The 24,354-nt window shown below is 56.2% G+C and carries 26 protein-coding genes, 4 pseudogenes and 1 other annotated feature; of the genes and pseudogenes, 14 read left to right on the top strand and 16 right to left on the bottom strand.

The window, feature by feature from the left end; all coding sequences use genetic code 11:
* Nucleotides 1-42 precede the first annotated feature (42 nt).
* Together QQL24_RS22675 and QQL24_RS22670 are read left to right on the top strand one after the other, a co-directional pair.
* On the top strand, nucleotides 43-270 hold the full coding sequence (locus tag QQL24_RS22675) for a hypothetical protein (protein WP_284314568.1): 228 nt from the start codon (nucleotides 43-45) through the stop codon (nucleotides 268-270).
* 173 nt (nucleotides 271-443) lie between these two features.
* The gene (locus tag QQL24_RS22670) at nucleotides 444-1,430 is read left to right on the top strand and encodes a glycosyltransferase family 4 protein (protein ID WP_348536491.1); all 987 of its coding nucleotides are present in this window, start codon (nucleotides 444-446) and stop codon (nucleotides 1,428-1,430) included.
* A gap of 1,314 nt (nucleotides 1,431-2,744) precedes the next feature.
* On the opposite strand, the gene QQL24_RS22665 is transcribed toward QQL24_RS22670, so the two are convergent.
* Nucleotides 2,745-3,215, bottom strand: a complete 471-nt coding sequence (locus QQL24_RS22665) for an Hsp20 family protein (RefSeq protein WP_284314597.1) — start codon at nucleotides 3,213-3,215, stop codon at nucleotides 2,745-2,747.
* Between the two features lie 445 nt (nucleotides 3,216-3,660).
* Complete coding sequence (locus QQL24_RS22660) at nucleotides 3,661-4,335, bottom strand: DUF1003 domain-containing protein (protein WP_284314567.1); 675 nt, start codon at nucleotides 4,333-4,335, stop codon at nucleotides 3,661-3,663.
* Nucleotides 4,336-5,180: 845 nt separating this feature from the next.
* On the opposite strand from QQL24_RS22660, the gene QQL24_RS22655 reads away from it, so the two are divergent.
* From QQL24_RS22655 to QQL24_RS36475, 6 genes and pseudogenes are all read left to right on the top strand, one after another.
* The gene (locus QQL24_RS22655; protein WP_284314566.1) at nucleotides 5,181-5,573 is read left to right on the top strand and encodes a hypothetical protein; all 393 of its coding nucleotides are present in this window, start codon (nucleotides 5,181-5,183) and stop codon (nucleotides 5,571-5,573) included.
* 415 nt (nucleotides 5,574-5,988) lie between these two features.
* A pseudogene (locus tag QQL24_RS22650) lies at nucleotides 5,989-6,702 on the top strand (IS6 family transposase).
* An 800-nt stretch (nucleotides 6,703-7,502) separates the two neighbouring features.
* Nucleotides 7,503-7,781 carry a divalent metal cation transporter gene (locus QQL24_RS36810; protein ID WP_488803367.1) on the top strand — a complete coding sequence of 93 codons (279 nt, stop codon included), beginning with the start codon at nucleotides 7,503-7,505 and terminating at the stop codon, nucleotides 7,779-7,781.
* Nucleotides 7,724-8,206 (top strand): divalent metal cation transporter, encoded by a 483-nt coding sequence (locus QQL24_RS36485; RefSeq protein WP_488803366.1) that lies wholly within the window; start codon nucleotides 7,724-7,726, stop codon nucleotides 8,204-8,206. Before QQL24_RS36810 ends, QQL24_RS36485 begins: the two co-directional genes overlap by 58 nt.
* A pseudogene (locus QQL24_RS36480) lies at nucleotides 8,125-8,469 on the top strand (divalent metal cation transporter). The gene QQL24_RS36485 and the pseudogene QQL24_RS36480 overlap by 82 nt, the downstream one beginning before the upstream one ends.
* Complete coding sequence (locus QQL24_RS36475; protein ID WP_348536487.1) at nucleotides 8,441-8,686, top strand: divalent metal cation transporter; 246 nt, start codon at nucleotides 8,441-8,443, stop codon at nucleotides 8,684-8,686. The pseudogene QQL24_RS36480 and the gene QQL24_RS36475 overlap by 29 nt, the downstream one beginning before the upstream one ends.
* Before the next feature lie 797 nt (nucleotides 8,687-9,483).
* On the opposite strand, the gene QQL24_RS22640 is transcribed toward QQL24_RS36475, so the two are convergent.
* The 3 genes from QQL24_RS22640 to QQL24_RS22630 all read right to left on the bottom strand — a co-directional run bounded on the left by QQL24_RS22640 (nucleotide 9,484) and on the right by QQL24_RS22630 (nucleotide 11,086).
* Nucleotides 9,484-9,741 (bottom strand): hypothetical protein, encoded by a 258-nt coding sequence (locus QQL24_RS22640; protein ID WP_284314565.1) that lies wholly within the window; start codon nucleotides 9,739-9,741, stop codon nucleotides 9,484-9,486.
* A gap of 236 nt (nucleotides 9,742-9,977) precedes the next feature.
* Nucleotides 9,978-10,127, bottom strand: coding sequence for a hypothetical protein (locus QQL24_RS22635; RefSeq protein WP_284314564.1), 150 nt, complete (start codon nucleotides 10,125-10,127; stop codon nucleotides 9,978-9,980).
* A gap of 260 nt (nucleotides 10,128-10,387) precedes the next feature.
* Entirely contained in the window at nucleotides 10,388-11,086 is a 699-nt protein-coding gene (locus QQL24_RS22630) for an IS6 family transposase (protein WP_284314563.1), read from the bottom strand.
* Between the two features lie 1,275 nt (nucleotides 11,087-12,361).
* Between QQL24_RS22630 and QQL24_RS22625 the strand changes: the two genes are divergently transcribed.
* A complete protein-coding gene (locus QQL24_RS22625) occupies nucleotides 12,362-12,556 on the top strand; it encodes a hypothetical protein (protein WP_284314562.1) in 195 nt (64 codons plus the stop codon).
* A gap of 424 nt (nucleotides 12,557-12,980) precedes the next feature.
* Here QQL24_RS22625 and QQL24_RS22620 read toward each other — a convergent pair whose 3' ends face one another.
* The 3 genes and pseudogenes from QQL24_RS22620 to QQL24_RS22610 all read right to left on the bottom strand — a co-directional run bounded on the left by QQL24_RS22620 (nucleotide 12,981) and on the right by QQL24_RS22610 (nucleotide 16,159).
* Nucleotides 12,981-13,295 carry a transposase gene (locus tag QQL24_RS22620; protein ID WP_284314561.1) on the bottom strand — a complete coding sequence of 105 codons (315 nt, stop codon included), beginning with the start codon at nucleotides 13,293-13,295 and terminating at the stop codon, nucleotides 12,981-12,983.
* Between the two features lie 858 nt (nucleotides 13,296-14,153).
* Nucleotides 14,154-14,318 (bottom strand): annotated as a pseudogene (locus tag QQL24_RS22615) (Tn3 family transposase); the annotation flags it as partial.
* Between the two features lie 535 nt (nucleotides 14,319-14,853).
* Nucleotides 14,854-14,934, bottom strand: a sequence feature (AL1L pseudoknot).
* 127 nt (nucleotides 14,935-15,061) lie between these two features.
* Nucleotides 15,062-16,159, bottom strand: a pseudogene (locus QQL24_RS22610) (IS1595 family transposase).
* A gap of 176 nt (nucleotides 16,160-16,335) precedes the next feature.
* Between QQL24_RS22610 and QQL24_RS22605 the strand changes: the two are divergent.
* Nucleotides 16,336-17,202 carry a transglutaminase family protein gene (locus tag QQL24_RS22605; protein WP_284314560.1) on the top strand — a complete coding sequence of 289 codons (867 nt, stop codon included), beginning with the start codon at nucleotides 16,336-16,338 and terminating at the stop codon, nucleotides 17,200-17,202.
* A 166-nt stretch (nucleotides 17,203-17,368) separates the two neighbouring features.
* On the opposite strand, the gene QQL24_RS22600 is transcribed toward QQL24_RS22605, so the two are convergent.
* The 3 genes from QQL24_RS22600 to QQL24_RS36740 all read right to left on the bottom strand — a co-directional run bounded on the left by QQL24_RS22600 (nucleotide 17,369) and on the right by QQL24_RS36740 (nucleotide 18,771).
* A complete protein-coding gene (locus tag QQL24_RS22600; protein ID WP_284314559.1) occupies nucleotides 17,369-18,109 on the bottom strand; it encodes a L,D-transpeptidase in 741 nt (246 codons plus the stop codon).
* A 271-nt stretch (nucleotides 18,110-18,380) separates the two neighbouring features.
* Complete coding sequence (locus tag QQL24_RS22595) at nucleotides 18,381-18,668, bottom strand: hypothetical protein (RefSeq protein WP_284314558.1); 288 nt, start codon at nucleotides 18,666-18,668, stop codon at nucleotides 18,381-18,383.
* On the bottom strand, nucleotides 18,616-18,771 hold the full coding sequence (locus QQL24_RS36740; protein ID WP_431310739.1) for a hypothetical protein: 156 nt from the start codon (nucleotides 18,769-18,771) through the stop codon (nucleotides 18,616-18,618). Before QQL24_RS36740 ends, QQL24_RS22595 begins: the two co-directional genes overlap by 53 nt.
* A 970-nt stretch (nucleotides 18,772-19,741) precedes the next feature.
* Here QQL24_RS36740 and QQL24_RS22590 point away from each other — a divergent pair.
* Entirely contained in the window at nucleotides 19,742-20,677 is a 936-nt protein-coding gene (locus QQL24_RS22590) for a DMT family transporter (protein ID WP_284314557.1), read from the top strand.
* A gap of 243 nt (nucleotides 20,678-20,920) precedes the next feature.
* Here QQL24_RS22590 and QQL24_RS36735 read toward each other — a convergent pair whose 3' ends face one another.
* A complete protein-coding gene (locus QQL24_RS36735; RefSeq protein WP_431310738.1) occupies nucleotides 20,921-21,163 on the bottom strand; it encodes a Clp protease/crotonase-like domain-containing protein in 243 nt (80 codons plus the stop codon).
* On the opposite strand from QQL24_RS36735, the gene QQL24_RS22585 reads away from it, so the two are divergent.
* Both QQL24_RS22585 and QQL24_RS22580 read left to right on the top strand, forming a co-directional pair.
* Nucleotides 21,107-21,322, top strand: coding sequence for a hypothetical protein (locus QQL24_RS22585; protein WP_284314556.1), 216 nt, complete (start codon nucleotides 21,107-21,109; stop codon nucleotides 21,320-21,322). The two genes, QQL24_RS36735 and QQL24_RS22585, sit on opposite strands and share 57 nt — an antisense overlap.
* A 90-nt stretch (nucleotides 21,323-21,412) precedes the next feature.
* Nucleotides 21,413-21,712 (top strand): hypothetical protein, encoded by a 300-nt coding sequence (locus QQL24_RS22580; protein WP_284314555.1) that lies wholly within the window; start codon nucleotides 21,413-21,415, stop codon nucleotides 21,710-21,712.
* A 76-nt stretch (nucleotides 21,713-21,788) separates the two neighbouring features.
* Here QQL24_RS22580 and QQL24_RS22575 read toward each other — a convergent pair whose 3' ends face one another.
* The 3 genes from QQL24_RS22575 to QQL24_RS22565 all read right to left on the bottom strand — a co-directional run bounded on the left by QQL24_RS22575 (nucleotide 21,789) and on the right by QQL24_RS22565 (nucleotide 23,261).
* A complete protein-coding gene (locus QQL24_RS22575) occupies nucleotides 21,789-22,475 on the bottom strand; it encodes an IS6 family transposase (protein WP_284314554.1) in 687 nt (228 codons plus the stop codon).
* Nucleotides 22,476-22,680: 205 nt separating this feature from the next.
* Nucleotides 22,681-23,040, bottom strand: a complete 360-nt coding sequence (locus QQL24_RS22570) for a type II toxin-antitoxin system PemK/MazF family toxin (protein WP_284314553.1) — start codon at nucleotides 23,038-23,040, stop codon at nucleotides 22,681-22,683.
* Nucleotides 23,037-23,261, bottom strand: a complete 225-nt coding sequence (locus tag QQL24_RS22565) for an antitoxin MazE family protein (protein ID WP_284314552.1) — start codon at nucleotides 23,259-23,261, stop codon at nucleotides 23,037-23,039. The genes QQL24_RS22570 and QQL24_RS22565 overlap by 4 nt, the downstream gene beginning before the upstream one ends.
* Before the next feature lie 517 nt (nucleotides 23,262-23,778).
* Between QQL24_RS22565 and QQL24_RS22560 the strand changes: the two genes are divergently transcribed.
* Complete coding sequence (locus QQL24_RS22560; protein WP_284314551.1) at nucleotides 23,779-23,997, top strand: hypothetical protein; 219 nt, start codon at nucleotides 23,779-23,781, stop codon at nucleotides 23,995-23,997.
* On the opposite strand, the gene QQL24_RS22555 is transcribed toward QQL24_RS22560, so the two are convergent.
* Nucleotides 23,994-24,152, bottom strand: coding sequence for a hypothetical protein (locus tag QQL24_RS22555; protein WP_284314550.1), 159 nt, complete (start codon nucleotides 24,150-24,152; stop codon nucleotides 23,994-23,996). The genes QQL24_RS22560 and QQL24_RS22555 overlap by 4 nt on opposite strands.
* Between the last annotated feature and the right edge of the window lie 202 nt (nucleotides 24,153-24,354).

The following is a 24,354-nucleotide window of genomic DNA, read 5'->3' as shown; positions in this document are numbered from 1 at the left end:
AATTTCATTGCGAGCGGGATTAAAAGTAAGCAAGGTTGCATTATGAAGAATGACGAAATCGGCAGACTAACCGAGTTGATCTTAATTTTGACCAAGAAGGTCGATGAGTTGACCGGATTGGTACAGGCTTCAGAGCGCAATGCTGCCGAGCGGCACGCTCTTTTCATGAATATAGAAGACAGCGACGAAAATGCTGAAGACGAGGAGATATCCGAAACGCTGTTGGAGATTCCTCCGGGCATGCGGAAGTTTTTGCCAAAAGGCTCCTAACTCGTTGAGCTTTTGCAATGTGCGGACGCCGCCTCGGCGGCTTTTTGTCGATCAGCCAATCTGGATGTTGAAATGACGAACTCCGCGGTGGGCATGCTTGCTCGTGCGCAGGTTCCAACGGTGCTAACGGCAGCAGGAGTTTTTCGAAGTGCGTATCGCGATGTTGGCGCCGAATCTCCTGGCGAACGCCCCCTCGACACTACGGCCCATGGGAGCTTATCACGAGCCTCCTGACAGAAGCCCTCGTGGAGCGTGGCGCCGACGTCACGTTATTTGCGACGATGGATAGCGAGACGTCGGGCAAATTGTCTGCGGTCTGTCCGGCGCCTTATTCAGAAGACCCCGCTATTGACGCCAAGGTCTGGGAGATGCTCCACGTCGCCAATCTCTTCGAGAAGGCCGAGGAGTTCGATCTGATCCACAATCAAGCCGACTTCGTACCGTTGGCCTTCTCACGGCTGACCAAGGTACCGATGGTCGCGACCATCCACGGTTTCTCCTCCGAACGCATCATGCCGATCTACAAGGCATATGAAGATCACGTGCACTACGTCGCGATCAGCAACGCCGATCGCAGGCTTGAGCTGCGCTATGCAGCAACCATCCACCATGGCATCAGATTGGAGGACTTCCCCTTAAATTCACTTGGAGGCGACGATCTTCTGTTTTTCGGCCGCATTCACCCAGATAAGGGAACCGTCGAAGCGATTGAAGTGGCGCGCGGAGCAGGCCAGAGATTGGTCGCAGCCGGTATCATCCAAGATCAGGTCTACTACCAGGACCACGTTGTTCCGGCGATCGACAGGGGGGATGTAGTCTACAAGGGATCGCTAGGCGGGCTAGATCGGGTAAGAGCGCTGGGTTGCGCGCGCGCTCTGCTTCACCTTGTCAAGTTCGATGAGCCGTTCGGACTATCTGTCGTTGAAGCGCTTGCCTGCGGGACCCCGGTCATCGCTTTTAATCGCGGGTCGATGCCCGAATTGATCGACCATGGGGTAACCGGTTTTCTTGTCGACAGTCATGAGGCAGCCGTCGATGCCATCGGCCGCATAGGCGACATAGATCGGTCCGCCTGCAGGGCTGCAGTAGCCGAGCGCTTTGATGTGAATCGCATGACTGATAGCTACCTTGATCTATACCGAAAGGTGCTCGGCTGTTAGGGTGGCGGCGACCAGGGCCAATTGCGTCCGGAGCGTCACCTAACTTGAGTCTGCGCTCGGCGGGTTTTCACCGACTTTCGTTTTTTCGGGGCGGCCCCGAGTGTAGGAAGGTCGCCGTCTCTTGCTTCCCGCGCCGCCTTTAAACGGTCTGTCTTGGCGTCTCGGTTTGCCGTCTCGCTGCCAATGATTGCTAATGCCGCTAGGTTGGTAGCCTCGTGGCGTACCAGCCACAGCGGAGACTTCTGCTTCTCAACAATCATGCAATTGGATCCTCTGCAGTCAGCGCTTTTCGTCGGCAAGGCTAGGTCATCCCGAGCGATCTAGTTCGCCCCTCGGCTTGCCTGTCGAGAGCCTCAGCAGCAACTTTGCAACTCAGCGACTCGAACACGGGAGCCTCTCTTTACATAGTGATCAATCTAAATAGTGCCATAAGATCTGTGCAGAATGCGGCCAGTGGCGCCGCAGACGCCAGCGGTAGAATGCCCGCTTTTTCTTGTCTCATAGCAACCTCTAAGCTTCTCGTTTCATCCCCGCCTGAATTGATAAGCGATGTCAGAGGTCCAAAAAAAACCAAAACTAGCCTTCTTCGAACGACATGTCCGATGGTTGTAAATCGGCGCCAAAGGTTGACCCCTAACGGCGCGACCATAGTCGGCTGAAAAAGCACGAAAATTTGGAATTTGAGGGGGTCACGATCGGCACCGATCGTGCCCCCATCCACCATAGAGTTTTGCACATAATATCAATAGGTTAATGTTAGTGCGACGGGGGTCAATCTTTGAAGCCAATTTACAATCTGGCAGCGTGACCGGGCCTCCGGCGAACAGACCTTAGCCGATATTGCCAAGCTCACACGCAGCGTGAAGTTTACAGACTGAGGGCATCGATGGCCCGGCTGACGAGGACTATCACTAACGACTGCCCGAGCATGGAGGATGGTGCGAGAGGTCCTAAGGTGGAGAAAATCGCGCCTGTGGCTCTTGTCGTTACCTTCACCGTCGACTTGAGGCTATGGACATTCTCCCAACCGTCGAAGGGCTTGACGGAATTTGAGGCTCTCCACATCCGCTTGTAGCGCTACAGCCCTAGGGTCAAAACTCAGTCAGCCGCTATCTCGATGATCTTAAAGGCTTTTCTTCGAATCTGGTTTTATGAAAAAGCCGTTTAAATTCAGTAGCGTACACCTGGTCGGGTCTTGACCCTAGGAGCTGAAGCCTCCGGCAAACCCGGTGCGAACCACCACTCTTCACGACCAGAGCAACAAAAAAGCGCTCCTGCGATCGGAGCGCCCTTAATGTTCAATGGATCAGAACCTCATGCAGCGATCTTGGTTGGCTTGGCTTTCCGCCGATCACTGGAGCTCGCGATAGGGATCACCCGTGATTGCATCGCTTCTGGAACCTTGCGCACGAGTTCGACGTCCAAGAGCCCGTTCTCCAGGCTCGCGCCCTTGATTGCCACATGCTCGGCAAGCTGGAAGCTACGCTGGAAGGGCCGGGCGGGGATGCCCTGGTGGAGCATGTTGACGGCTCGATCCCCGTCGATCGGCTGCTTCTCGCCCCGGATCGTTAAGGTATTCTCCTTCACCTCGATCAAGAGATCGGTCTCGGCGAAACCGGCGACCGCGAAGGAGATGCTATAAGCGTTCTCGCCGACCCTCTCGATATTGTAGGGCGGATAGCTCGGCGCAGGGCCTTCCACGCCCTCGAGTTGCTCGAGCATCGAGAACATCCGGTCGAAGCCGACTGTTGAACGATAGAAGGGAGTAAAATCGAAAACACGCATGGCATGACCTCCTTTTTGAGCGACATGCGAACGGTTGGCGCTTAGCACCCAACCTTTCGTATTGCGTAGCCGGTACGGCTAGAGAATGTTATATTTATGAACGAAGAAAGACACTTACAAGAATATGCATTAAATAATTAATGCTGAAAATAAACTAAACACTGTTAAACGGAACAAGAAACCAAAAAACAATTGAATCATGGAATTGTATGCGCTTTAAATCCATCAAACTAAACAACTTTTCAAATATTAAAGCTAATTTTTACATAGGATTGGTGTGATCACCAACCGCAGTCTTACTCTGCCGCTATGAGTTGACTGTGCGAAGGCGGTGAAATCGAGCACGTCGTCATCGCTGCTCGTGTGCCCGCTTGGAGCCATAATGCTGTTCTCATGGCGGGTCGAACGACGTGTCAGAAGTGCGTCGGTAGAGGTGGCGGGCCCCTCAAGTGGGCGGCTCTTTGGGGTTTGTGCTTTCCGTCAGCGACCCAGACGCTGCGCCTGGGGCATTTCCATCGAGCGCAAGGACCCGGATTAGCAGCCGGAGTTGTTCTTGCTGAGTGCGTAACATCTCCGCGAGATGCTGCGAGCGGATTTGGTCTAGCTTCTCATGCAGGGCCATGATTTCGAGTTCCGCTTTTAGGTTGACCTCGTAGTCAAGACCGGCCGCCACGCGATCGCGAGCGGCTTGACGGTTCTGCGACATCATGATGATCGGCGCCTGTAGCGCGGCTAGCATCGAAAGGATGAGGTTCAAGAAGATGTATGGGTAAGGATCGAACGCCGCAACAGGCCACGCCAGAATGACGCTGTTGAAAAGGATCCATGCAACCAGGACAGCGAGGAAGATCGTGATGAACGTCCACGAGCCACCGAACGTCGCAACCCGGTCGGCGAGGCGATCTCCGAGGGTCAACTTCTCCTCGAAGGCGCGGTTCGCATCCCGACTGATCTGGGTGCGTTTGGCGACTCCGGTGATCACTCGGCGCTCGCGATCCGATAACTGATCGAAACCGGTCTTCAGGAGCTGTTTCGCCAACTGTCGTACTTGATCATCCATAGCCACCTTGCCCGCAGTTTTCATATACCGAAGCTGCTTTGCTGTATCGATCAGTTGCATCTCGGTTCAGGATAATGGCGCGACTCTCCAGGACCAAATTCGTCATCGAGGATGCGGCGAGTCTCCGGCCGATGGCAGTGTGGCGGTGACGCTGAAAATGCCTTCCGCCTTTGGGAGCGCTTTGAAACCGCTTCGCGACCTACTGATTGCCTTACGGCGCAGAAGTGGGTTGCGGGGTCGCGCCGGGTCGGGGCCGCGAATTCGTTGCTTAGACTTTGGCAGTAAATGGCGAATCGAAAGTATGCTGCTGCGAAATCCATCTCTATAAGGGTTACACATATATACACGCAAAATGAGTTTAAAGAGAGCCTTATAAGCTTTGATTTAGGTACGCAGATTGCAAAATCTGCCTCTATATTTAAGAATAAGGAGTGCTTGGCCGATAAAAATTCCACTAAAATCCACTCTCGTCGTGGGATGTCGCAATTTATATTTTTAGAATATTTTGCGATGGTCTGAAATATTTTTTGGCACTCCTATCATTTGAGTGCCAAAGACCCCACATATGGAATGCGGTCGTCCTATGCGCCGACCGCAGAAAGAACCCGATGAAATTGCGGCCATCCCACGACAACGTGGTTATCCAGCGCATGGAAAGTAATGCGTGGAGCTGCACAGCAACGCCGTCAAGGTGACGCTCGGCCGTACGCCTGCTTCAGGCAATGGCGCCGGCATCAACGCAGAGAGGAACTAGCCTGGCCGAAGTCGTCTCCCCGGCGGATGGAGATGCTCCGAATCTGCTCGTGCTTCACCTGCTTCGGTCACCCCACTCCGGATGTAAAACGCGCGCAGTGTCTCAACCGTCCTGCCTTCGGCAGGCACAAGCATCAGGAAGGATTGATATCATGACCATGCAGAACACGACGAAACGATCTCTTTTCCAGCGTTGGGAGGACTATCAGCCGTCGAAAACCCTGCTCTTCTGGGCTTGCGCGGGGGTGATTACAGCCACTATGGTTATTGGGTTTGGCTGGGGCGGCTGGGTCACGGGTGGCACTTCGCGAGAGGTCGCCGTTGCGGCCGGTGACACGGCGCGCGGACAATTGGCATCTGTGATCTGCGTCGAGCGCTTCAAGGCCGCGGCTGATTCAGCTGCAAAGCTTATCGAGTTGAATGCCATAACTGACCATTACAAGAGACGACAGTTCGTCGAAGCCGGCGGCTGGGCAACAATGCCTGGGCAGACCTCCGCCGACAGGCGGGCCGTCGAAGGCTGCACGGTGGCGCTCGCCAGCTGAGTCTCCCGCAAAAGCGAGGCGCGACCAGATCGCGTCCCGTGCGTTAGGCTGCCCTCGCGGGTGGCGCATTGGGGGCCGATGGCGAACGCTTCATGGGGGCTTTGAACCAATGCTAGCACGGAGGTGCTGGTCGTGCTTTATCGCCCCGACGACCACGGCATAGTCCTGTCGCAAACTCGTCGTCAATGGTTGCTGGTACATGAGGGCTGATCGCTTTCCGGGGTGCGAGCGTAAAATGCAGCGGTTCAAGTCGCTCGGATCGCCATTTCGCCAGAAGCCGCTCCAAATGAGAGAAGCTACCGGTGTAGCCGCGCAGTTAGATCTCTTGGAATAGCTCTCGGCCGTGAATGCAGCCTTCCGCCCAGCGCCGCGCTGGCATTGGCACGGAAACGTCCAAGCTGAGGTATGGTCGGGGATGACGTCAATATCCTACGCCCGCCATCGTTTCCCGCCCACAGTCGTTCAGAATGCCGTCTGGCCGTACCTTCGCTTTTGCCTGAGCTACCGCGACATCGAGGATCTCCTGGCGGAGCGCGGGCTCGACATTTCCTATGAGACTGTCCGTCGCTGGGGCGCCAAGTTCGGGCCGCGGTTTGCGCGGGAACTGCGTCGACAACAACCGCGCCCAGGCGGCCGCTGGCACTTGGACGAGATGGTCCTGACCATCGCGGGCAAGCGGGTCTGGCTCTGTCGGGCTGTTGACAGCGAGGGTGGGGTCCTCGACTTGCTGGTGCAATCGCGGCGGAGCACGGTCGCAGCCATTCCGCTCATGTGCAAACTGCTCAGAAAACAAGGATCCACGCCGGAGGCGATCATCACCGACAGGCTGCGGTCCTATGGTGCCGCCATCCGTGAGCTTGGCCTTTCGGCGCGGCACGAGTAGGGCCCGCGCCAAAATAACCGAGCCGAGAATTCGCATCCGCGGACACCAAGACGAGAGCCTAGAATGCAGAGGTTCAAGTCGCCGGAATCGGCGCAACGCTTTCTGTCCACTCATGCCGCGGTCTACAACAATTTCAACCTCGAGCGTCACCTCATCTCGCGCAAATCCCTGAAGTCATTGCGCGCCACGGTCCCATTTTACTGGACCTGGGATTACATGCTGGTTCTCCCAATTACAATGCGATAGAGCGCCCTGCGCGCCCTGCCGCGAGCCGCCTGAACTTTCTCATCGAGCATTTCTGCTGCGACTACTTCACCGTTTTCTACTGCAAGCCGGCGCTTTGTGTCGGAGCCGGCCGCATCGCACGCAGCCAATATGGCGTCCAGCGCTGGCCCTCCAAACACAATCGGGAATTCCTCGGGGGAAGTTGTCATGCTGAGCGGCCTTTGGGCTGTTCGTCCGAGGCATTCATTTACATCGGGTTAAAAGCATAGCAGATCGCCGCTGTGAATGTGCGGCAATCAACAGATTTGCATCGCGCAACCTCTGTAGTTCTTATGGCCTCCGCCAGATCAGCAGAGTGACCGCCGAGGACCCTCTACTGTCCCGACTCACCACGACGAAGGCTGCCATTTTCCTTGCTTCCATGCAGTGGATCGTGGCCACGCTATGGCGCTCACTCTGCGACTGAATAATCGTTGAAAATACTGCCGCCAGCGAGCCCGAGGCTCACAAAGCAGGGTCCAGCCAGGCAGCCACTGTCGTGTTGCCTTTGCGCGTAGCGCTAAGCGCGGCGGGGGCGACTTAAGCTGGCCAAACGGTCGCCGCCCGTTTCCATCATCATATTGCGCAACGATGGTCCAGCGACCGTTCCCGTCACTCTGTTCTGCGATCTAGCAGACACCGCTAAGAGCGCCGCTATCTAATCGCAGCCGATTCTTGCCATGCTTCTATTCGTGTATTTGTAAAAGTTCAGACTTCGGCTGCATATCGGCGTACCGTTCGGTTCTGCCAATAGCGAAAGAGCGCCATGCCCGTACCGGCGAATGTTTTCGACCGGTTCGTTGTGGGCGCCCCTTGTCTTCGAAGAGGTCAAATCCACTTTTGGAGCCCGCATGGATGCGCTGCATGGTTCAATCAAAGAGCCCAAAGAGCCAAAGCTGTTACAGATACTCGGCCCCGGCCTTATAACGGGCGCCTCCGACGACGACCCAAGCGGAATTGCGACTTACTCGCAGGTCGGCGCGCAGTTCGGATACAGCTTGGGATGGGTCATGCTTTTCAGCTGGCCGCTAATGTGCGCCATTCAAGGGGCTCGGCCTTGATCTACGTCGCATTCTTCGAGCTCGGGTCGGTCCTCCTTGAAGTTTTCTCCCGATATGCGCGTTACGTCACGATTCTGAAATGGCTCACCATATCCCTGTTCGCCTATGTTGGTGTGGCGTTCGTCGTGAAGGTCCCGTGGGCCACTGTCGGCTACAACCTGATCATTCCCCACATAGCTCTAGATACGGCCTATATCACCGCCGTTGTCGCGGTTCTTGGGACAACCATCAGCCCTTACCTGTTTTTTGGCAGGCTGAAGAGGAGGTGGAGGAGGTCAAGGATCGCCTCAACGCCAAGCCGCTCGAACGTGCACCCCAGCAAGCTCAAGCGGAGTTCCGGCGCATCCGCATCGACACCTATGTCGGCATGGCGCTCTCCAACGCGGTGGCGCTGTTCGTTATCATCACAGCTGCAGCGGTTCTAAATGCGCACGGCATCACCGACATCCAGACGTCCTCGTAAGCTGCTGAGGCGTTACGCCCGATTGCCGGCCCCCTCGCGTTCTTTGTCTTCGCCCTTGGTATCATAGGTACTGGCATGCTCGCATTGCCAGTTCTGGCTGGATCGTCAGCTTACGCGCTCGGCGAAACCTTCGGATGGCACGTGGGACTCGCTCGCAAGCTCAATCGCGCGAAGGCCTTTTTATGGCGCGCTGACAGTGGCCACCATCCTAGGGGTGGGGCTTAATTTCAGCCCGATAGATCCAATCAAGGCACTATTTTGGAGTGCGGTCATCAATGGTGTGGCGGCCGTTCCGGTGATGGTCATGATGATGCATCTTTCGAGCCACAGTGCCGCAATGGGAGACTTCAAACTGCCCAAAGGCCTAAAAATCGTCGGATGGCTCGCCACCGCCATCATGGGCGCCGCTGCAGTGGGTCTATTGGCGACTTGGGGCCATTGAAGTTTTCACATTGCTGGGCCTCGAGCCGATAGCTTTTAGGCTGACGTTGAACGCCTTGGCTGTTAGGCCGTCGCCAGTTTCCGAGTAGACGCCGATGGGGTCGAAAATACAAATTTCGGTCATAGCACTCACCATGAATTGTGCGCTCTCAACCAAATATTGGTCAAGCGTAGTGCAGATAATTTTGCTTCATTTTGAAATAAATGATTGAGGCATTGCGTGGTCATCAATTATTCTGGTTTTCGCGAGCAATTGGGAGCATCTTGGCGACAGGAGATGCTTATGACCAATCCTATACGCCGATTATCACTAGACTGGACCAGTTTACCGATTATTGCTGAACCACGTTTGAGGTCACATGGCCGAAGCTAGGTTTAAGGCCGGAGACATCGTGATCCTTATGCATCCGTGGGGCGTAAAAACGGCTGGACCATACGAGGTCATCCGATTGCTCCCGACAGAGAGAGCCGACGTCACCTACAAGGTCAGAAGTGTGGACGAGACCTTCGATCGGGTCGCGTTGGAACACGAATTGAGATCCATTGAAGAGCCGATCGCAGCGCCGATAGAGCGACCGCCCAGAAACACGAGGCCATCAAGGCGATGAAGGCGCAGGCAGCGGCTTGCGCTTAGGCCGCCACACCGACCGCTTTCACGGGAAGAAACTCGACGTCAATCGGTCGCGCGCTCATTGACCGCGGCGCATTCGCATCAGGAGGTTTGATTTTGTGAAACCGGTAGCATAGTCCGCGCTCACGTCATCACGGAAGCGCCGATGACATCATCCGGCTGTTCGCTCAGACGCCAAACTGCTCAATGAACGCGCTCAACACCTGGCCGCACTGAGCAATCACCTTTGGATTACAATAGATGTCGAGGGCGGCGTCCGCTTCCTGCTCGAGCATTACGACGCCCGGATTCAACTCTTTGAGCCGGTCATAGGTACGGTCCGCCTGCTCTCGCGACTTGCAGTTTTGTGCGATCCCCATCCCGATTTTGCCGTGCCGTTTTTCGATCACAAAGGGGATTACGATATAGGTTGTAGCATTTGCCATGGGATACCTTTGTCGTTGCTCGTCGATCGGCAGTGAACATTCTTTGACGTCATCGTCGGCGACGGCTGCCCGGGCGCTGCCCTCGCCTGAACTCGTGGCACTCGCAATGTCAGGTCGCTTTCGAGCTTTCACACCCAGTAGAAAAACCGCACGCGGGCGACAAGAGGGACCGGATTCCGTCAGCGTGCGCTCGCCTCATTTGCGATGAGGGTCGTCCCCGCCACCACTGCTATCGGTCAGCCGCCTTGCTCCTCGATGAGCCCCATTGCTTTGAGTGCGTCCGTAATGGATTTGATAAAGAACACCACAGGCAGATCCCTCGTGAAGCGCTGCGACAAGTTGAGTTGATCTGGCTTCAGATCGGAGGTTCTGTCAGGGAATGACATGGGCTTCGTTTCATATAGCCACGCATGACAGAAGCGAGCGATATCACTTTAAGCTGCAGTGGTTGGTCGAGGGTAGGCCCTTTCCCGAACTATTGATACGGCGCCGATAGTTAAAATGGGGTGTTGGGATCTTGATTGAGCCGCGCGCCTCTTGGACGCCTCTCACGACATGCGCCGTCCGCTTCAAGCGACCTCTGCGAGTTTTCGTGGTTCTGTCGCAACCGTGGAGTAGAGCCGCGAAAGGGCCAAGGGACTGATGTTCATGCTGCCAGCATATCAAACTGCTCGACCAACGACGGTGCTGGATTATAGGTGTGCCTGGCCTGTCGTTTGCCCATCATGTGGACTATCTCGATGCCGGACAGGATCTTCTCTGCGCAGGCGGGTGATTTGAACCCGAGCATAGGTCGAACCCGGCGCTTGATGCGCCGATGATCTTGCTCGATCTGGTTGTTGAGGTATTGGCTCCGGCGGATACGAATTGGATTCAGAGAACGGCGGGATCGATCCAGCAACCGGCTCTCACTTTCACAGGCAATGATGGCCTCCCGGTTCGTCTGGCTGCCGTCAATGACGATGCACTCAGGCCGACCGTGACGCTGCAGCACCTTGCGGATGAAGCGCTTGGCCGCCAATAGGTCACGATTTTCGCTGAAAAGGAACTCCGCCGTGTCGCCGACGCTGTCGATGGCGCGGTACAGATACATCCAGCGACCACGAACCTTGATGTAGGTCTCGCCGAAATGCCATTTGCCCGTGACCGCTCGTTTGCGCTGATTGAACCGTTCAAGCAGTAACGGTGATAATCGGACAACCCAGCGATGGATCGTGGAATGATCGACGCAGATGCCGTGCTCAGTCATCTTCTCATCCAGATATCGAAGGCTCAGGTTGTAAGCCAGATACCAGCGTACGCACAGCAGGATCACTGACCGGTCGAATTGGCGGCCCCGGAACATCGAAACGCTCCACTGAAACAGAGGCGATTAAAGTCCTGGCTGACATTAATGGAAAGTTTGCGACAGAGCCGTATGCCGGCGATGCCGTTTGGCCGGCCCGCCAATCCTGCAGCGATGTCAGCGTGCGCCGGTAGGTATCCTTGCGACCGCTTCACTCGATCCCGACAGGTTTACCGCGGATCAGTTCCGCCAAACTTCCTTGTTGGCGAGGCTTCCCGGCGCGGCAGGTTTCTGTGACTGCACGGGAAATATATTCTAGTGAATTCGATGCGCCGAAAGGTCCAATGGAACTAAAGGATCTGTGAATTAGATCTTTTTGAAAAATCGTTCTAGCTATTTTCTGTGTGCGGCGTATGATGAAAGCTATGACTTGGCGATGGAAAACCGCGAAATTTCTAAACGAGAACTAATCTTATCTCGATCTATGCGGAGCGGATACGTTAATTTTATTTGATCATGGCGAGACTGATTTTGAACAGCCCTAGTGGCTGGGCGGTCGGAAGGCTTAATCAAGGCTGCTCGCGATAGGCCCGGGCCCAGCGTCGATAACGGGTTGGACAAGACTGAGCGGCAGTGAGAATGGCGTGACGCTTCGCTCTTCACCCCCTGTTGGTGAGGGCTTCATCGGCATATCCGCAGCAGCAAGCTGCTGGCGGTTGAGCCCTGTCAAACTTGTTAGGACACACAATGGAACACCATCAATTCAAAGTCGGTGAGCACCTGTTCGCTGAACAGGGATCGTTACGGCATGGCATACGGAGGAGGTTACGAAGTCACGCGACTGGTGCCGGCGACTCCTCGCGAGTGGCAATACCGCACCAAGCGAAGCATCGGTTGGCACGAACGGAGCGCGCGAGTGCATCTGCTGCGAAGCGCCGAGTTCAATCGACAGACTTCAACTTTCTCACGTCCGCCTGCGACTACAGTTGCACTCGGGCCATTGAAAGGTGGGAGAACGAGGGCGGCGCGGCTCTGCCGGGATACGGGAAAACTCTCGATGAAAGAGCACAGGTAACGGCAGAGGACGGTCGGATATCGGTCCGCTGGAGGGTCCGCAACCAGAAGCGCCCCTCTACCGGCCTTGGGTTCGTCAGTAGACCCGTGCCCTTGGCCATTGCCCCCACGCAGAGTCTTCACCCGCTCACGCCGAACCAAGGGCGCGAGGCATTTGGGCGGAACGCTGCCGAAGACCAATGGTTTAGGGTTCCATGCGGGACGCGGCACGAAACGCTTGCCGACCGAGTTACAACCGCAACGAAACGTGAGCGGCCGACCATGATCCCCCTTATTGTCGGCGAACTCATCGTCCAACTTGAAATGCTCGACGCCCTGGCGGAGTGGGATGATACAGAGACAGACTTGCAAGCCGAAATCCACGATCTGAGCGATGGGGCATTGCATCCGGGGGTTTTCAGTCAGTTAGAAGACGAGACAACGCACCTTTTGGACCTTGGGCGGCGAGTTCACTAGTTTCGCCTCTTCATTCGCCAATCTAGCACCTTGCACCGCCGGAGCCCTCCTGAAGCGCAAGGATGCCGGCGAAACCAATACTGACATCGCTCGATCTTTCACGGTCTCGCATATGACGATCCAGCGGTTGCGGGCGGAAAGGTGATGAGTGCTCGGATCGCGAAAAGCACTCACGCGGGCATTGTCACATCAATCATGTAAAGGCCTCTCTTCCTTTATTCTCGCGCCCACACGCACGTTCCAAGTGCTTGATTTTACTCGCGGGAGGTTTTTTGCGAGGTAGGGCATCGACAAGTAAAAACTGGTTCCCGTGACAATGCCGGCCCTCACTGGAAGTAGGATGGCGTCCTTCGATGGCGGGGGGCGGAACTGCCCGCTTGCAGGGGTCGGAACAAGAGCAGTTCAGAATCCTGCGCGGCCTTTATCAACCAAAGACAGCCACCGTTGATTTGATGGTAAGGCCGCCATTGCCGGCACGACGCACCTGCCTGCCGATCGCGGCGCAGAAAACCTGTGGCAACTGAAGCGCAGGCGAGATCCTCATCCATGGGACGCGCACCTTTTCTCGGCCCATGCGAGATCGGCGAATGGCTTTGCCGGTGACAATGCGTTGCGACCATCGAAAGCGGATTTCGTGGAAGTACAGGTCTGCATGTTGTGGGCTGATATGGTGGAATACGCCTGCAATCGTGCGACGCACCAGAGAATTAAATATGAATCGGCCCCGAAGATTGACCATGGGTCCTTGGCCACAACCACCTGAAAGAACGGCGAAATTCGAATTCTATAGGGGTTCACGATGGGCGCCGATCGTGGCCCCACTATCCTCAAGATCTATCCCGCAAGATCATCGGGTTAGGCAAGAGAACACCAGGGGCAATCTTCGGGGCCGATTCACAGCTGGCGACAGAGAATAGCATCGGATCAGACTATCCTCATCGGTCGGAATGTCGAAAAGCTCGTGCCGTTGCTGAGCCTTGAGCAGTTTCCGCTTGGCCGTTTGCCACTCCTATGTTTGGGCGCCAATGACCTTGCCCTGTACAGAAGTGTTCGATTCTGGACAGGGGTGAAACTCTGTCGCGCAGCTTGAGCAGTATCTCCTCTGAAAGAGCGGACGCAATTTAGCCTCAAGCGCGCCAAGTCCAAAGGAAGACGCTTTCACTCATACGTTTAGCGAATAATGGAAGCCTCATATCTTCGAGGATCTTGCGGGGGATCGGCCGTCGGTAGGGGTTCGTGTTAAAACTATAGACCATCGCGCCCATGAAGAGAATGTTCATGGTATGTTCGTTCATAGCGCAGGAGGCCTTTATCAACCAAAGACAGCCACCTTTGATTTGATTGTGAGACCGCCATTGCGGGCACGCCGCATCTGTCTGCCGATCGCGGCGCAGAAAACCTGGGGTGTAAATCGGCTCCAGAGATTGACCCTGTGTCCATGCGCTACAACCAACTGAAAGAACCGTAGAGTTTGGGCGTAAGGATGGGTCACGAAAGGCGCCGATCGTGCCCCCCGCGGGCCTGCGATTCTATCGATAAATCATTTGGTTAGACGAGGCCGGATTAGGGTCAGTCTTGCGAGCTGATTCACACACAAGCGCGACATCGGCAGTTTACCCTGTGCGGCGACCAACATCGCCAGCGCCTGGTTCATGGCTTCTCTTTCGACATGCCACCGGGCAAGGCGCGAGAGTTGCCAATAATCATGCGTGTCTGTGGCTTCCGCCATCTTGCGGAGGCCCAAGTTAAGCCCTTCTCCAAGCTCGCTCCTCCCTCTAAGGTCCAAGAGTTCTGAACGTGCCCAAATTGTGACGAAATACTGTCTATTTTGGCGCGCGATTGTATGTAAGCAACCGCGTAAGCAGAGCGGTTTGATTTACCAGGTCTCAGGGCTCTCCGCAGTTCAGTTGTATTTTGGCAAGCCTCATTTCGATGACAAGGAATAACCATCATGGCACCATGACATATTTCCCTGTTCATAGATGTGCGTGATTATGCCCTTTGTCGTCTCAATATAGACTTTACAGTAGGCTTGCTTATAATCCGACCCGATGTGACGAGGGAATTCCTGCGAGAGAAGAATATATTTGTTGGGATCGGCTGTTGGACCCTTTATGACGCTAGATGCCGGCTTGCCCAAATAGCTTTCCAATTGCGGCTTATACAGACCAGGGCCGCAACCGACCAAGAGCCCAAGCGACGCTGCCAAAACAATAACTTTCTTCATAGATCCCCCCGAGGACACACCTCTGACTTTCCCGACCTTAAAGGAAACGGTTCACACTTCGCCAGGCCCACGGTCCACTCTTTTTGTGATCGTCGATAAGCTTGATCATCGCTTCAAGGGGCGGTCGAACTCCGCCTGCGCAAAATAAGCAGATGCCTTGTGCAGGCGCCGGCGACTGTCCTGCCGCGGGTTGCAATGTCGAGCACAGAACAATGAAGGCGGCCGCGAAGCCTAAAGGGGCCGGAACAAGAGCAGCTCCAAATCCTGCGCGGCCTTTATCAATCAAAGACAGCCACCGTTGATTTGATGGAAAGGCCGCCATTGTCGGTACGACGCATCTGCCTGCCGATCGCGGCGCAGAAAACCTGTGGCAACTGAAGCGCAGGCGAGATCCTCGTCCATAGGACGCGCTCCTTTTCTCGGCCCTTGCGAGATCGGCGAATGGCTTTGCCGGTGACAATGCGTTGCGACCATCGAAATCCGATTTCGTGGAAATAGAGGTCTGCATGTTGCGGGCTGATGTGATGGAATACGCCTGCAATCGTGCGACGCACCCGGGAGTTAAATCCCTCCACCGAATTGGCATGAACAGCGCCGCGGGCATATTCATGCTTTGAATGCTGAACGGTCTCGTGAGCGGCAAATCCTTGGCCCACTGCTTAGAAGGTTGTCCAGTCATCGCTCATGAGATGGGCCCGCGGATCTACGCCGATCTCGAGAACCTGTTCGGTTTGAGCAAACGAGAGATCTTCCACGACCGAAGCGCGCGCATGCCCTGCCGACGAGCCGATTGTCGTCGCCTCCGGCCGTTGAACCATAGCCAGCACGGGTGCCTTCGTTGTCCGGCGTTGCCCTTTGCGACCACGCCCGGGTGGTGGGGCATCAGGCGATCGTTTGAGGCGGCCGCCGAGGTAGAACTCGTCGATCTCAACCGTGCCTGCGAGCGGCGCTTCCCGCGCCACCATCAACCGCAAAGCGTGTCCCATACGCCAGGCGGTCGGCTGGCTGACACCCAATGCTTCAGCCAGCCGCACCGATGACATGCCCTTGTCCGATTGCAACATGAGCCACAAGGCTTTGAACCACGTGCTCAGCGGCAACTTGGTGGAATGCAAGGGCGTATGGGTCGTCGCAGTAAATTGAAAGCGACACTCGCCGCTGGAACATTGATAGAGGCCTGGTCTTGCTCTGCGCCGCCCCATGTCGCGGCCCGCAATGGGAATAGTTTTCTTGTAGCCACAGGCGGGGCATATCCGACCGTTTGGCCAAACCAAAGCCTCGAGAAGGCGTCGACATTGCCGTTCGTCGCCGAATGCAGCAATCATTTCGTCAACGGTTTGAATCGCGGCCAGCATAGCCCGAACAGCTTCCGACATCACAAAATCCCTCGGCTAAATCAAGCCTCAGAATTGCATTAATTCATTGATTCTTCAATGATTTGCTGTCTTTGGTTGATAAAGGCCGCGCAGGATTTTGAACTGCTCCTGTCCTGACCCCATCTTCGTGGGAGTCGACGGCCAGTAGTATGTTGTTCGAACCCGGAAGAGAAACAATGCCGATTTTAAACATCCGCCATCGAACGAATTACCATTATCGTTATCCTGTCCAGCTCAGTTCGCACCAATTGATGTTAAGGCCACGCGAGGGCCGCGACCTTCGACTGATCTCACATGACGTTTCAATATTTCCGCAGGCAGATATTAGTTGGGCAACGGATGTTTTCGGCAACGCCGTCGCCACTGCCATCTTTAGGGAGTTCACGAGCATGTTGGTGATCGACAGCGTAGCTGAAGTCGATCTCACAGCAGCAGTATGGCCAGTATTCGCCATTGCGAACTCCGCCATTCACTTCCCCTTCCGCTATTCGGAGCAGGAATGGACAGATCTCGGCGCCCTTTCCGCTCGTCAGTACGCCGACCCATTTCAGCGACTAAAAATATGGACACAAGCATTTATCGCGAGCACTCCTACCGACACCCTGTCACTTCTGAAGGACATCAGCGCAGGTGTGTCGACATCGATCTCATATCAAAGCCGCGAGGCCGAAGGTACGCAGTCGCCGACGGAAACGCTCGATCGGGGCTGGGGGTCATGTCGGGACTTTGCAATCTTGTTTGCAGAGGCCGTGCGTTCGCTCGGCTTTGGAGCGCGCATCGTCTCGGGCTATTTGTTTAATCCCAACCAAATGTTCCGTGGTTCAAATGAGAGGGGTTCGACCCATGCCTGGGCCGAAGTATTTATACCTGGCGCCGGCTGGGTAACCTTTGATCCAACTAATCGCAGTATGGGCGGCGCCAATCTTATCCCAGTCGCAGTTACCCGCGACATCGCGCATGCAGTCCCAGTCACGGGCGGCTTTCTCGGTGCATCGGACGCCTTTATGTCAATGGATGTTGAGGTCGAGGTGTCTGGTTTTTGATCTCTGCAATCGATCGATCATTAACACCGTTATGTGTATTGGGCACTGCGCCTTCGAACTGCTGAGTTGCGACTAAAACGGACATTCGAAACGTTCTTTACTCGAAGGGGCCTGGCAATGGCAGATCCAAGCGTGTCGATCCGGCCATCGTCTTCCCGAATGATTGTCAGCCTATGGGCGAGCCCTTGCCCAACACAACGACCTTGGTGCCGATCTCCACTTTGTCGTAGAGATCTATGACATCCTGGTTGATCATGCGGATGCAGCCTGAAGAGACGCTCTTGCCGATTGTCCAGGGCTCGACCGTTCCATGAATGCGGAAGAGCGTATCCTTGTTACCCTGCCACAGGTACATGGCGCGCGCGCCGAGAGGGTTGCCGATGCCGCCGGCCATGCCGATGCCGCTTTGAAGTTGCGACATCTCGGCCTTGATCTCAGGCTGACGCTGGATCATTTCCTTCGGCGGATACCAGTCCGGCCATTCCTGCTTCGAATGGATATTCGCCTCGCCCGCCCAGACGAAACCCTCGCGCCCGACACCGACACCATAACGGGTCGCACGCCCGCCGCCGAGCACATGGTGCAGATAATGGGTTCGCGTATCGATGACGATCGTGCCCGCAGGCTGGTCGGTATCATAGTCCACCGAAGCGCGCAGGAAGGCGGGGTCGACCTTTTTCAGGTCGATGGCCGGAATCGGGAACTGATCGTCATCGATCGCGGCATAGATCGCCCTGTAATCGTACGGCGCTCCGGTGTCGGCGAGTGGCTCGCTGGTCGCGAGCGCCGGCGCCGGTGCCGCAGCCAGCGGCCAGACAGTCTGCGTCGACGCGCAACCGGCAAGGCCAAGAGACAGCCCCATCGCCGAGGCGCCGGTCACGAAGGCACGGCGGGAAAGTGACGACATCGGAAGTCCTGAAGGAAACTGGCGACAAACATCCGTTCCAATAGGCGAGATGGCATTGTCACAGGAACCACTCTTTAACCGGTCAACGCGTTTTGTCCTGAAAACTAGCCGGGAGCAAAATCAATCACTTGGCCGCTCGCTCACGGCGAGAATCCGGGATGAAGGCTTCTTACTCAATTGATGTGACAATGCCCGCATACCTGTACATCGCGCGCAGGTCTCTAATCCAGCTAACACCAACCCAGATTGCATCCTCAATTGAAACATGTCGTTACTGCTGCAGGTTGTGAACTTCGAATGCAGTCTCCTGCGGCGGCATGGCGAACCCGCCCGTGATGCCTTTCTGTAGTTGGGGCTTCAAGACACCGTCGCGAAAATGCTCCCAACTTTCTTTCGAATCGTGAACGGCTACAATTGTCCAGCCGCCAGCCGACGGACCGGCCACGTGGAAAATCTGGCCTTTCGGTAGACTGTCTCTGCTCGGGTGCACCGCTGCAAGCGACGCCTCATACTGCTCCTTCGTACCGCCAGGAAAGAAATGTATGATCCCATAGGCCATTTTGGTCCTCCCAAGAGAGTGGACGGTTCCGGGCCATGACGTTGGCCCCCTCGCTCCGCAGCAGGTCCACAATGGCAGACTGGTTGGCGTTAGCGGGGGCCATAAGCGGAGTTGCCTGATCGTTGGCCCGACTGTCGAAATTAGCACCACTTAAGAGTGCCCGCTCCACAGTAATTTATCCCCGGCAACGACGGCCTCAAACAATAAATCACCGGCGGCAGTCAAAGTTGTCGCGAACCCAAACGCAAGAAGTGCCAATAACCCCTACCTAAGCTAGACTTAGCACGCATCCAAAGAATACTCAATGTTCCCGCACGCGATCAGCTGGTCAATCTTTCATGCGAACCCAATCCGCCACGCGATTTCCTGCTCTCGCGCCCGGCTTTTCGCAGCCGACTAGGGGTCAGAACAAGAGCTGTCCGAAATCATACGCTAAGAAAATATCTGAGACTTTTCAAAGGGCCGGATTAACGAGATCGTGTCTCGTTTGGGAACTTCTGGGCGACCTTTTGTGGGTTTCGGGGTGCCGAAGTGACTTTTGTTCTTAGTCTGTCCGCTTAGCGTATGATTTCGAGCAGCTCTTGTTCTGACCCCATGATCTGGGGAAATTCGCTGGGCCGCTGTTTATCGCGGTCCTCCAATTCTTCGCGGTGTATCTGCTTCACAGATCCGTGCGGATCACGCCGTAGACTACCAGATGTTGCTTGGTGTGAATTTACCTGGCTGGCCGATGTCTGCCCAGGGGTCGAATCCGGAAACCCTCACTCCAATCGTGACAGCCACGGATGATGGCTTTTGCCTTTCGGTGTGCAACATGCACCGCCAGGCGGAGGCCATTCCATCCGATTTCGTATGCTCAGTCATCGCCGATGGGAATTTCCGGTGCCAGCGTTGCCAAGCATGGCTCGACGCGCTCGGGCATGGGTTGTGGAAGGAATCGGCGTAGCGGGGATCGACAAGATGCCGTGTGGCGCCCGCAAAAAATCAGGGTCAGCGCGTTTCGGACAAGAGGTGCGAGACTTTGGCATGCACCATCGTCACGGATATTCATAAAACAGGCCGGTTGCCGGGCCATGCCTAGACTTGACGTTCGTCGTAATCTCGCGCACCGACTATTTATGGGAAAAGCTACTAACCTAAGTGGCATTATTGCCATGCTTGCAGGAACTGCTGCCTTCGTGGTTGGCGATAGTTTCATGAAAATTGCGACTGAAGATCTTCCGCCCTTCGAAGTTTTGTTTTTACGCGGTATAGCCGCAAGCTTCTTTTGCACCGCTTTGGTACTCATCCGCAGGGAAGGTGCCAACCTCGCCGGCACCCTCAATGTGCGTTCCCTACTCCGAGCAGCATGCGAAGCGGCGAGTACGCTGTGCTACGTCGTAGCCTTGGCCAAGATGCCCATCGCAGACGTAATAGCGATATTGCAGACTGCACCGCTTATTCTCATCATCGGCGCCGCCTGGATTCTGCGTGAGAGGATCGGCCTCACCCGCGTATTTCTCGCGCTGCTTGGGTTCGCCGGCGCCATCCTGGTAGCTCAGCCTTCAACCAGCGGCGTCTCGGCCGCTGTGCCTTTCGCATTTTGCGCAGCATTTTTGGTTGCTGCCCGGGATCTCGTCGGACGAGGCATAGCAACGCATATCCCGGTGACGGTCATCACCCTAGCCACCACCATCATGGTAATGGCCGTCGCAGGGGTCATGTCGGCGGCGGTAGAAAACTGGGTGACCCCTTCTGGCTACAACAGCGCCTTCTTGGTCTCAGCGGCACTCTTTGTCACGTTAGGCCATGGAGGACTCCTCCTGGCGTATCGGCTTGGAAGCACCGCTTCCATTGCGCCGTTCTTCTACAGCTTCGCTCTTTGGGGAGTGCTGTCAGGTCTGATTATCTGGGCCGAGTTGCCCAATGCGCTGGCCCTAGCCGGCATCGCTCTCATCGTCGCCAGCGGCACGGTATTGGTAATGATCGACCAGCGAAGGCATCCTGTTCCCGTAAGCGAGGCCCTATAGGCGCTGCGCAGGATTAGCCGAGAGGCGCGAAGCTTTTCAAACTGAGGCGGCATTCGGACGAACAGTGATCGCCTGGGGCTACTCCAGCACCTCGACGGTCTCTGGTGTCTCGCAATATCGGTCGATTATCAAGGTATCCTCGAAAGCGTCCATTGCCTGATCGCCAGCGAGAGAAGCGATATGGCCGACCACTTGTCGGTGTCGCGCATGCCGTCGACCAGATTGATAGCGCGATGCTTCGCCTTATCGCCCGTCACAGCCACCTTGGCGCTCGAGACGGATCGCAATCATTGGCGCATGAAACGAGTGGATTTTAACAAAAGCCGCGTGCTTAGGCCAAGCAAGCAATAGGAATGGATACCTTCGACGGGCCGCCGCGGGAGACGCCACCATGCCTTCGACGTGGACTGTAACCCTGGCGAGGCAGGCTTGCAGCATCGTTTGGATGCCCACAGCCTCTATTACATTGCCACCGACGGAATGGATGCGGACAGTGATTGGGTAGGACGAGCGGAGAGCTTTAAGGCTGGCGTTGAAGGCCTTGGCGGTAAGCCAATGGCCGGTCTTTGGATCCAGGCCGACGGGATCGAAGATGTTAAATTCCGGCAAATGCAAAATTTCTTCGTATGCCAAAAGTTAAATTGATTTATCGATCGAGGCGTCTCTTGCGGCCCCTGTGGGGTATGCAAATACTACCTCCATAGACATCATTTTCTGTGGGCCACTGGAGACGCCATGGGCGCGATCGATTACGAAGCGTTGGTAGAAATTGTGACCACAAGCGCGGACAACGATGAGGCGCTTGGAAACAGGGAAATCACGCGGACAACCAAGCTTGGCCCGATGCCACTGTGGAGAGCCGTGCGGATGGTGCTTGTCGATTGGGCGCTAGGCTCGAAGCGGCAAATGAACGCGCAGATCCTCAGAGATCAGGGCGCTTCATTAATGGATCTGGGCGCGATCCACGCCGTGTACGATCAAGACGACTTCCCAGCGAAGCGGGATCGCGGGTGGCAGGGGCGAGTGGCGGCCTAAGCGGTCACCGCAAGCGCTTGCACTGGTTCTGTCGCAACCGTGGAGTAGCGCCGCGAAAGGGCCAAGGAACCGATGTTCATGCGGCTAGGATCTTAAACTGCTCGGCCAACGACGGCGCCGGATTATAGGCGTACCTCGCCTGCCGTTTGCGCATCATTTGGACCATCTCGATGCCGGACAGGATCGTTTCTGCGCAGGCGGGTGATTTGAACCCGAGCATGGGTCCAATTCGGCCTTTGATGCGCCGATGATCCTGCTCGATCCGGTTGTTGAGGTATTGGCTCCGGCGGATACGAATTGGTTTCAGCGGGCGGCAGGATCGGTCCAGCAACCGGCTCTCGCTGTCACAGGCAATGATGGCCTCCCGGTTTGTCTGGCTGCCATCAATGACAATGCGCTCAGGCCGGCCGTGGCGCCGGCGCGGCTTGCGAATGAAGCGCTTGGCCGCCGAGAGGTCACGATTTTCGCTGAAGAAGAACTCGACTGTGTCGCCGGCGCTGTACAGATACATCCAGCGACCACGAACCTTGATGTATGTCTCGTCGAAATGCCATTTGCCGGTCACAGCTCGTTTGCGCTGATTGAACCATTCAAGCAGCAACGGAGAGAACCGTACGACCCAGCGGTGGATCGTGGAATGATCGACGCAGATGCCGCGTTCGATCATCATCTCTTCCAGATCGCGAAGGCTGAGCTTGTAAACCAGATACCAGCGGACGCACAGCAGGATCACTGACCGGTCGAATTGGCGGCCCTTGAACATCGAAACTCTCCACTGAAACAGAGGGGATTTATGTCACGGCCGACATTGATGGAAAGTTTGCGACAGAGCCCCCCGACATGGGTCGCTGCGATGGGCGCGCGTCTTGGACATCCGCCGAGTATCAGCAAGCCAGCGCGAATCCAAAACGACCTATAGACCGTCGATTGCCGTCCTTCGCCACGCGGTCGGGGCGAAGCCTCAACAATCATGGCTGCTTGCCTCTTCCGCTCCGGGGAGACACAGCCATGCCGAGGAAAACCGTCATGGCCTGATTAAGCCGCACAATGTCCTCCTCATCAAGCCGCCCGACCTGCGTGCCCAGCTTGGCCTTAGGGACGGTGGTGATCTTGTCCACCATCAGGCGGCAAGCAGCGCGCAGGCCATTGCGCTCGTTCTGTTCCACGACTAGGCGGAATAAGGGCGCGTCGGTCGGGTCGGTGGTAAAGGCGCAGATGGTGATGGAATCGGTGGCGTCGAAACAGTCGTCCTGCACGATGACGGCGGGGCGCGGCTTGCCCGCATAGTCCTTGCCTCCGGATATAGTCCAGACCTCGCCGCGCCTCATTCATCACCCCAATCGGAGGCGGCGTCGATAAAGGCTTGATCCTCACCGGCGTAGGCACTTGCAGCGATGGCCTGCGACTGGCGATGGGCCAGCTCCCGGAAGGCGGAAGCACGCACGTCCGGCACCCAAATCTGAATGGGTCGCAGGCCTTGCGCGCGCAAGCGCCGGCGATGCTCGCGCACCTTTTCCAGAACGGACTTGGGCGTCGATACTGTCCCCATGTTGACCTCCGAAATTTGAGTTACATGTAACTTATCACAGCATTATTCCGAGTGCCAGGCTTTCCCGCTCCGAGATGGGAGCGCTAGCGCGCCCCATCCGCGCCTCAACAAGCTGGAGAACCACTCAGCCATTAACGGGCGTCGGCGGTCCGAGCTCGAGCAGCGCCTCGGCCTCCATACCCGCTCGTAACGAAAACTCGGGAACTGATAGTAGAGCCATTGGTTGACTCCATGATGGGTGCCTATCATGGGAAACCCGATGTTGGCTCGAGCGCGGATGCGATCCCTGCCCTCGACAAACCGTCGACACCGGCATTCTCAGAAGTCTCCTCTGCAAGTGTTCACCCCTGAACGACGGCAGGAGACGAGATGGCGTCGCCCGTCAGGGGAGCGCGTCAGACCCAGTTCCGACAGGCGCGCTCCCCACCCGATCTGGGTCATTTCCCCCGGTTAGGGGACTCGCCCGCTCCGAGGGCAGACCTCCCTGGTGAGTCCTCTTCCAGGCGAACGAGATTTCTTGTCCATGGAGCTAGAGGACTTCACACCGAACGAACACGACACGATGCGTATCCTCAACGCGCTCTGGGATGAGTTGCACCCTGCAGATGGCGAAAGGCCAACGAACTGGCGCCCCTCGCGCGGCCAGGTCCGAAAGCTCAATCTCAGGGTTATTCAGGGTCTCGGGATCAAGGGGCAGGAAATCGTCCGGCGCTGGCTCGAGGCGGAGGCGGATTAAGTCTGCTCGACGTCACGCTTGATGGTCTCCCGCAATTTGTCCGCGGGGACGACGCGCACCTCACCATCTTTCAGGATAATGGCAATGGTTCCGGACGGGATCAGCGCGTTGTGCGCGATGCCCAGCCAATTCAGCAGGATCAGATCTTTGCTCATGGGGCGCCTCCCTGCCATGGATGGCCGGATCTTGCGCTTCGATCCTTAATGCGGATTCCGATTCAATCCGGCCACCTATTCCGAGATGAAGGCGGCCAGCGTTCCGATTTGAAGCCGGCCAGGATTCCGATTGTTATCCGGCCAGGCAGAGGAGCGGTTTCGACGTTTCGTTTGGGTCAATCCCTCGGGCATCCAGACCTCG

Origin of the sequence: Labrys miyagiensis, from assembly GCF_030160835.1 — a bacterium.
Taxonomy (GTDB): Bacteria; Pseudomonadota; Alphaproteobacteria; order Rhizobiales; family Labraceae; genus Labrys; species Labrys miyagiensis.
The sequence above is the reverse complement of the archived record's forward strand: the minus strand, read 5'-3'. Positions and strand labels throughout refer to the sequence as shown.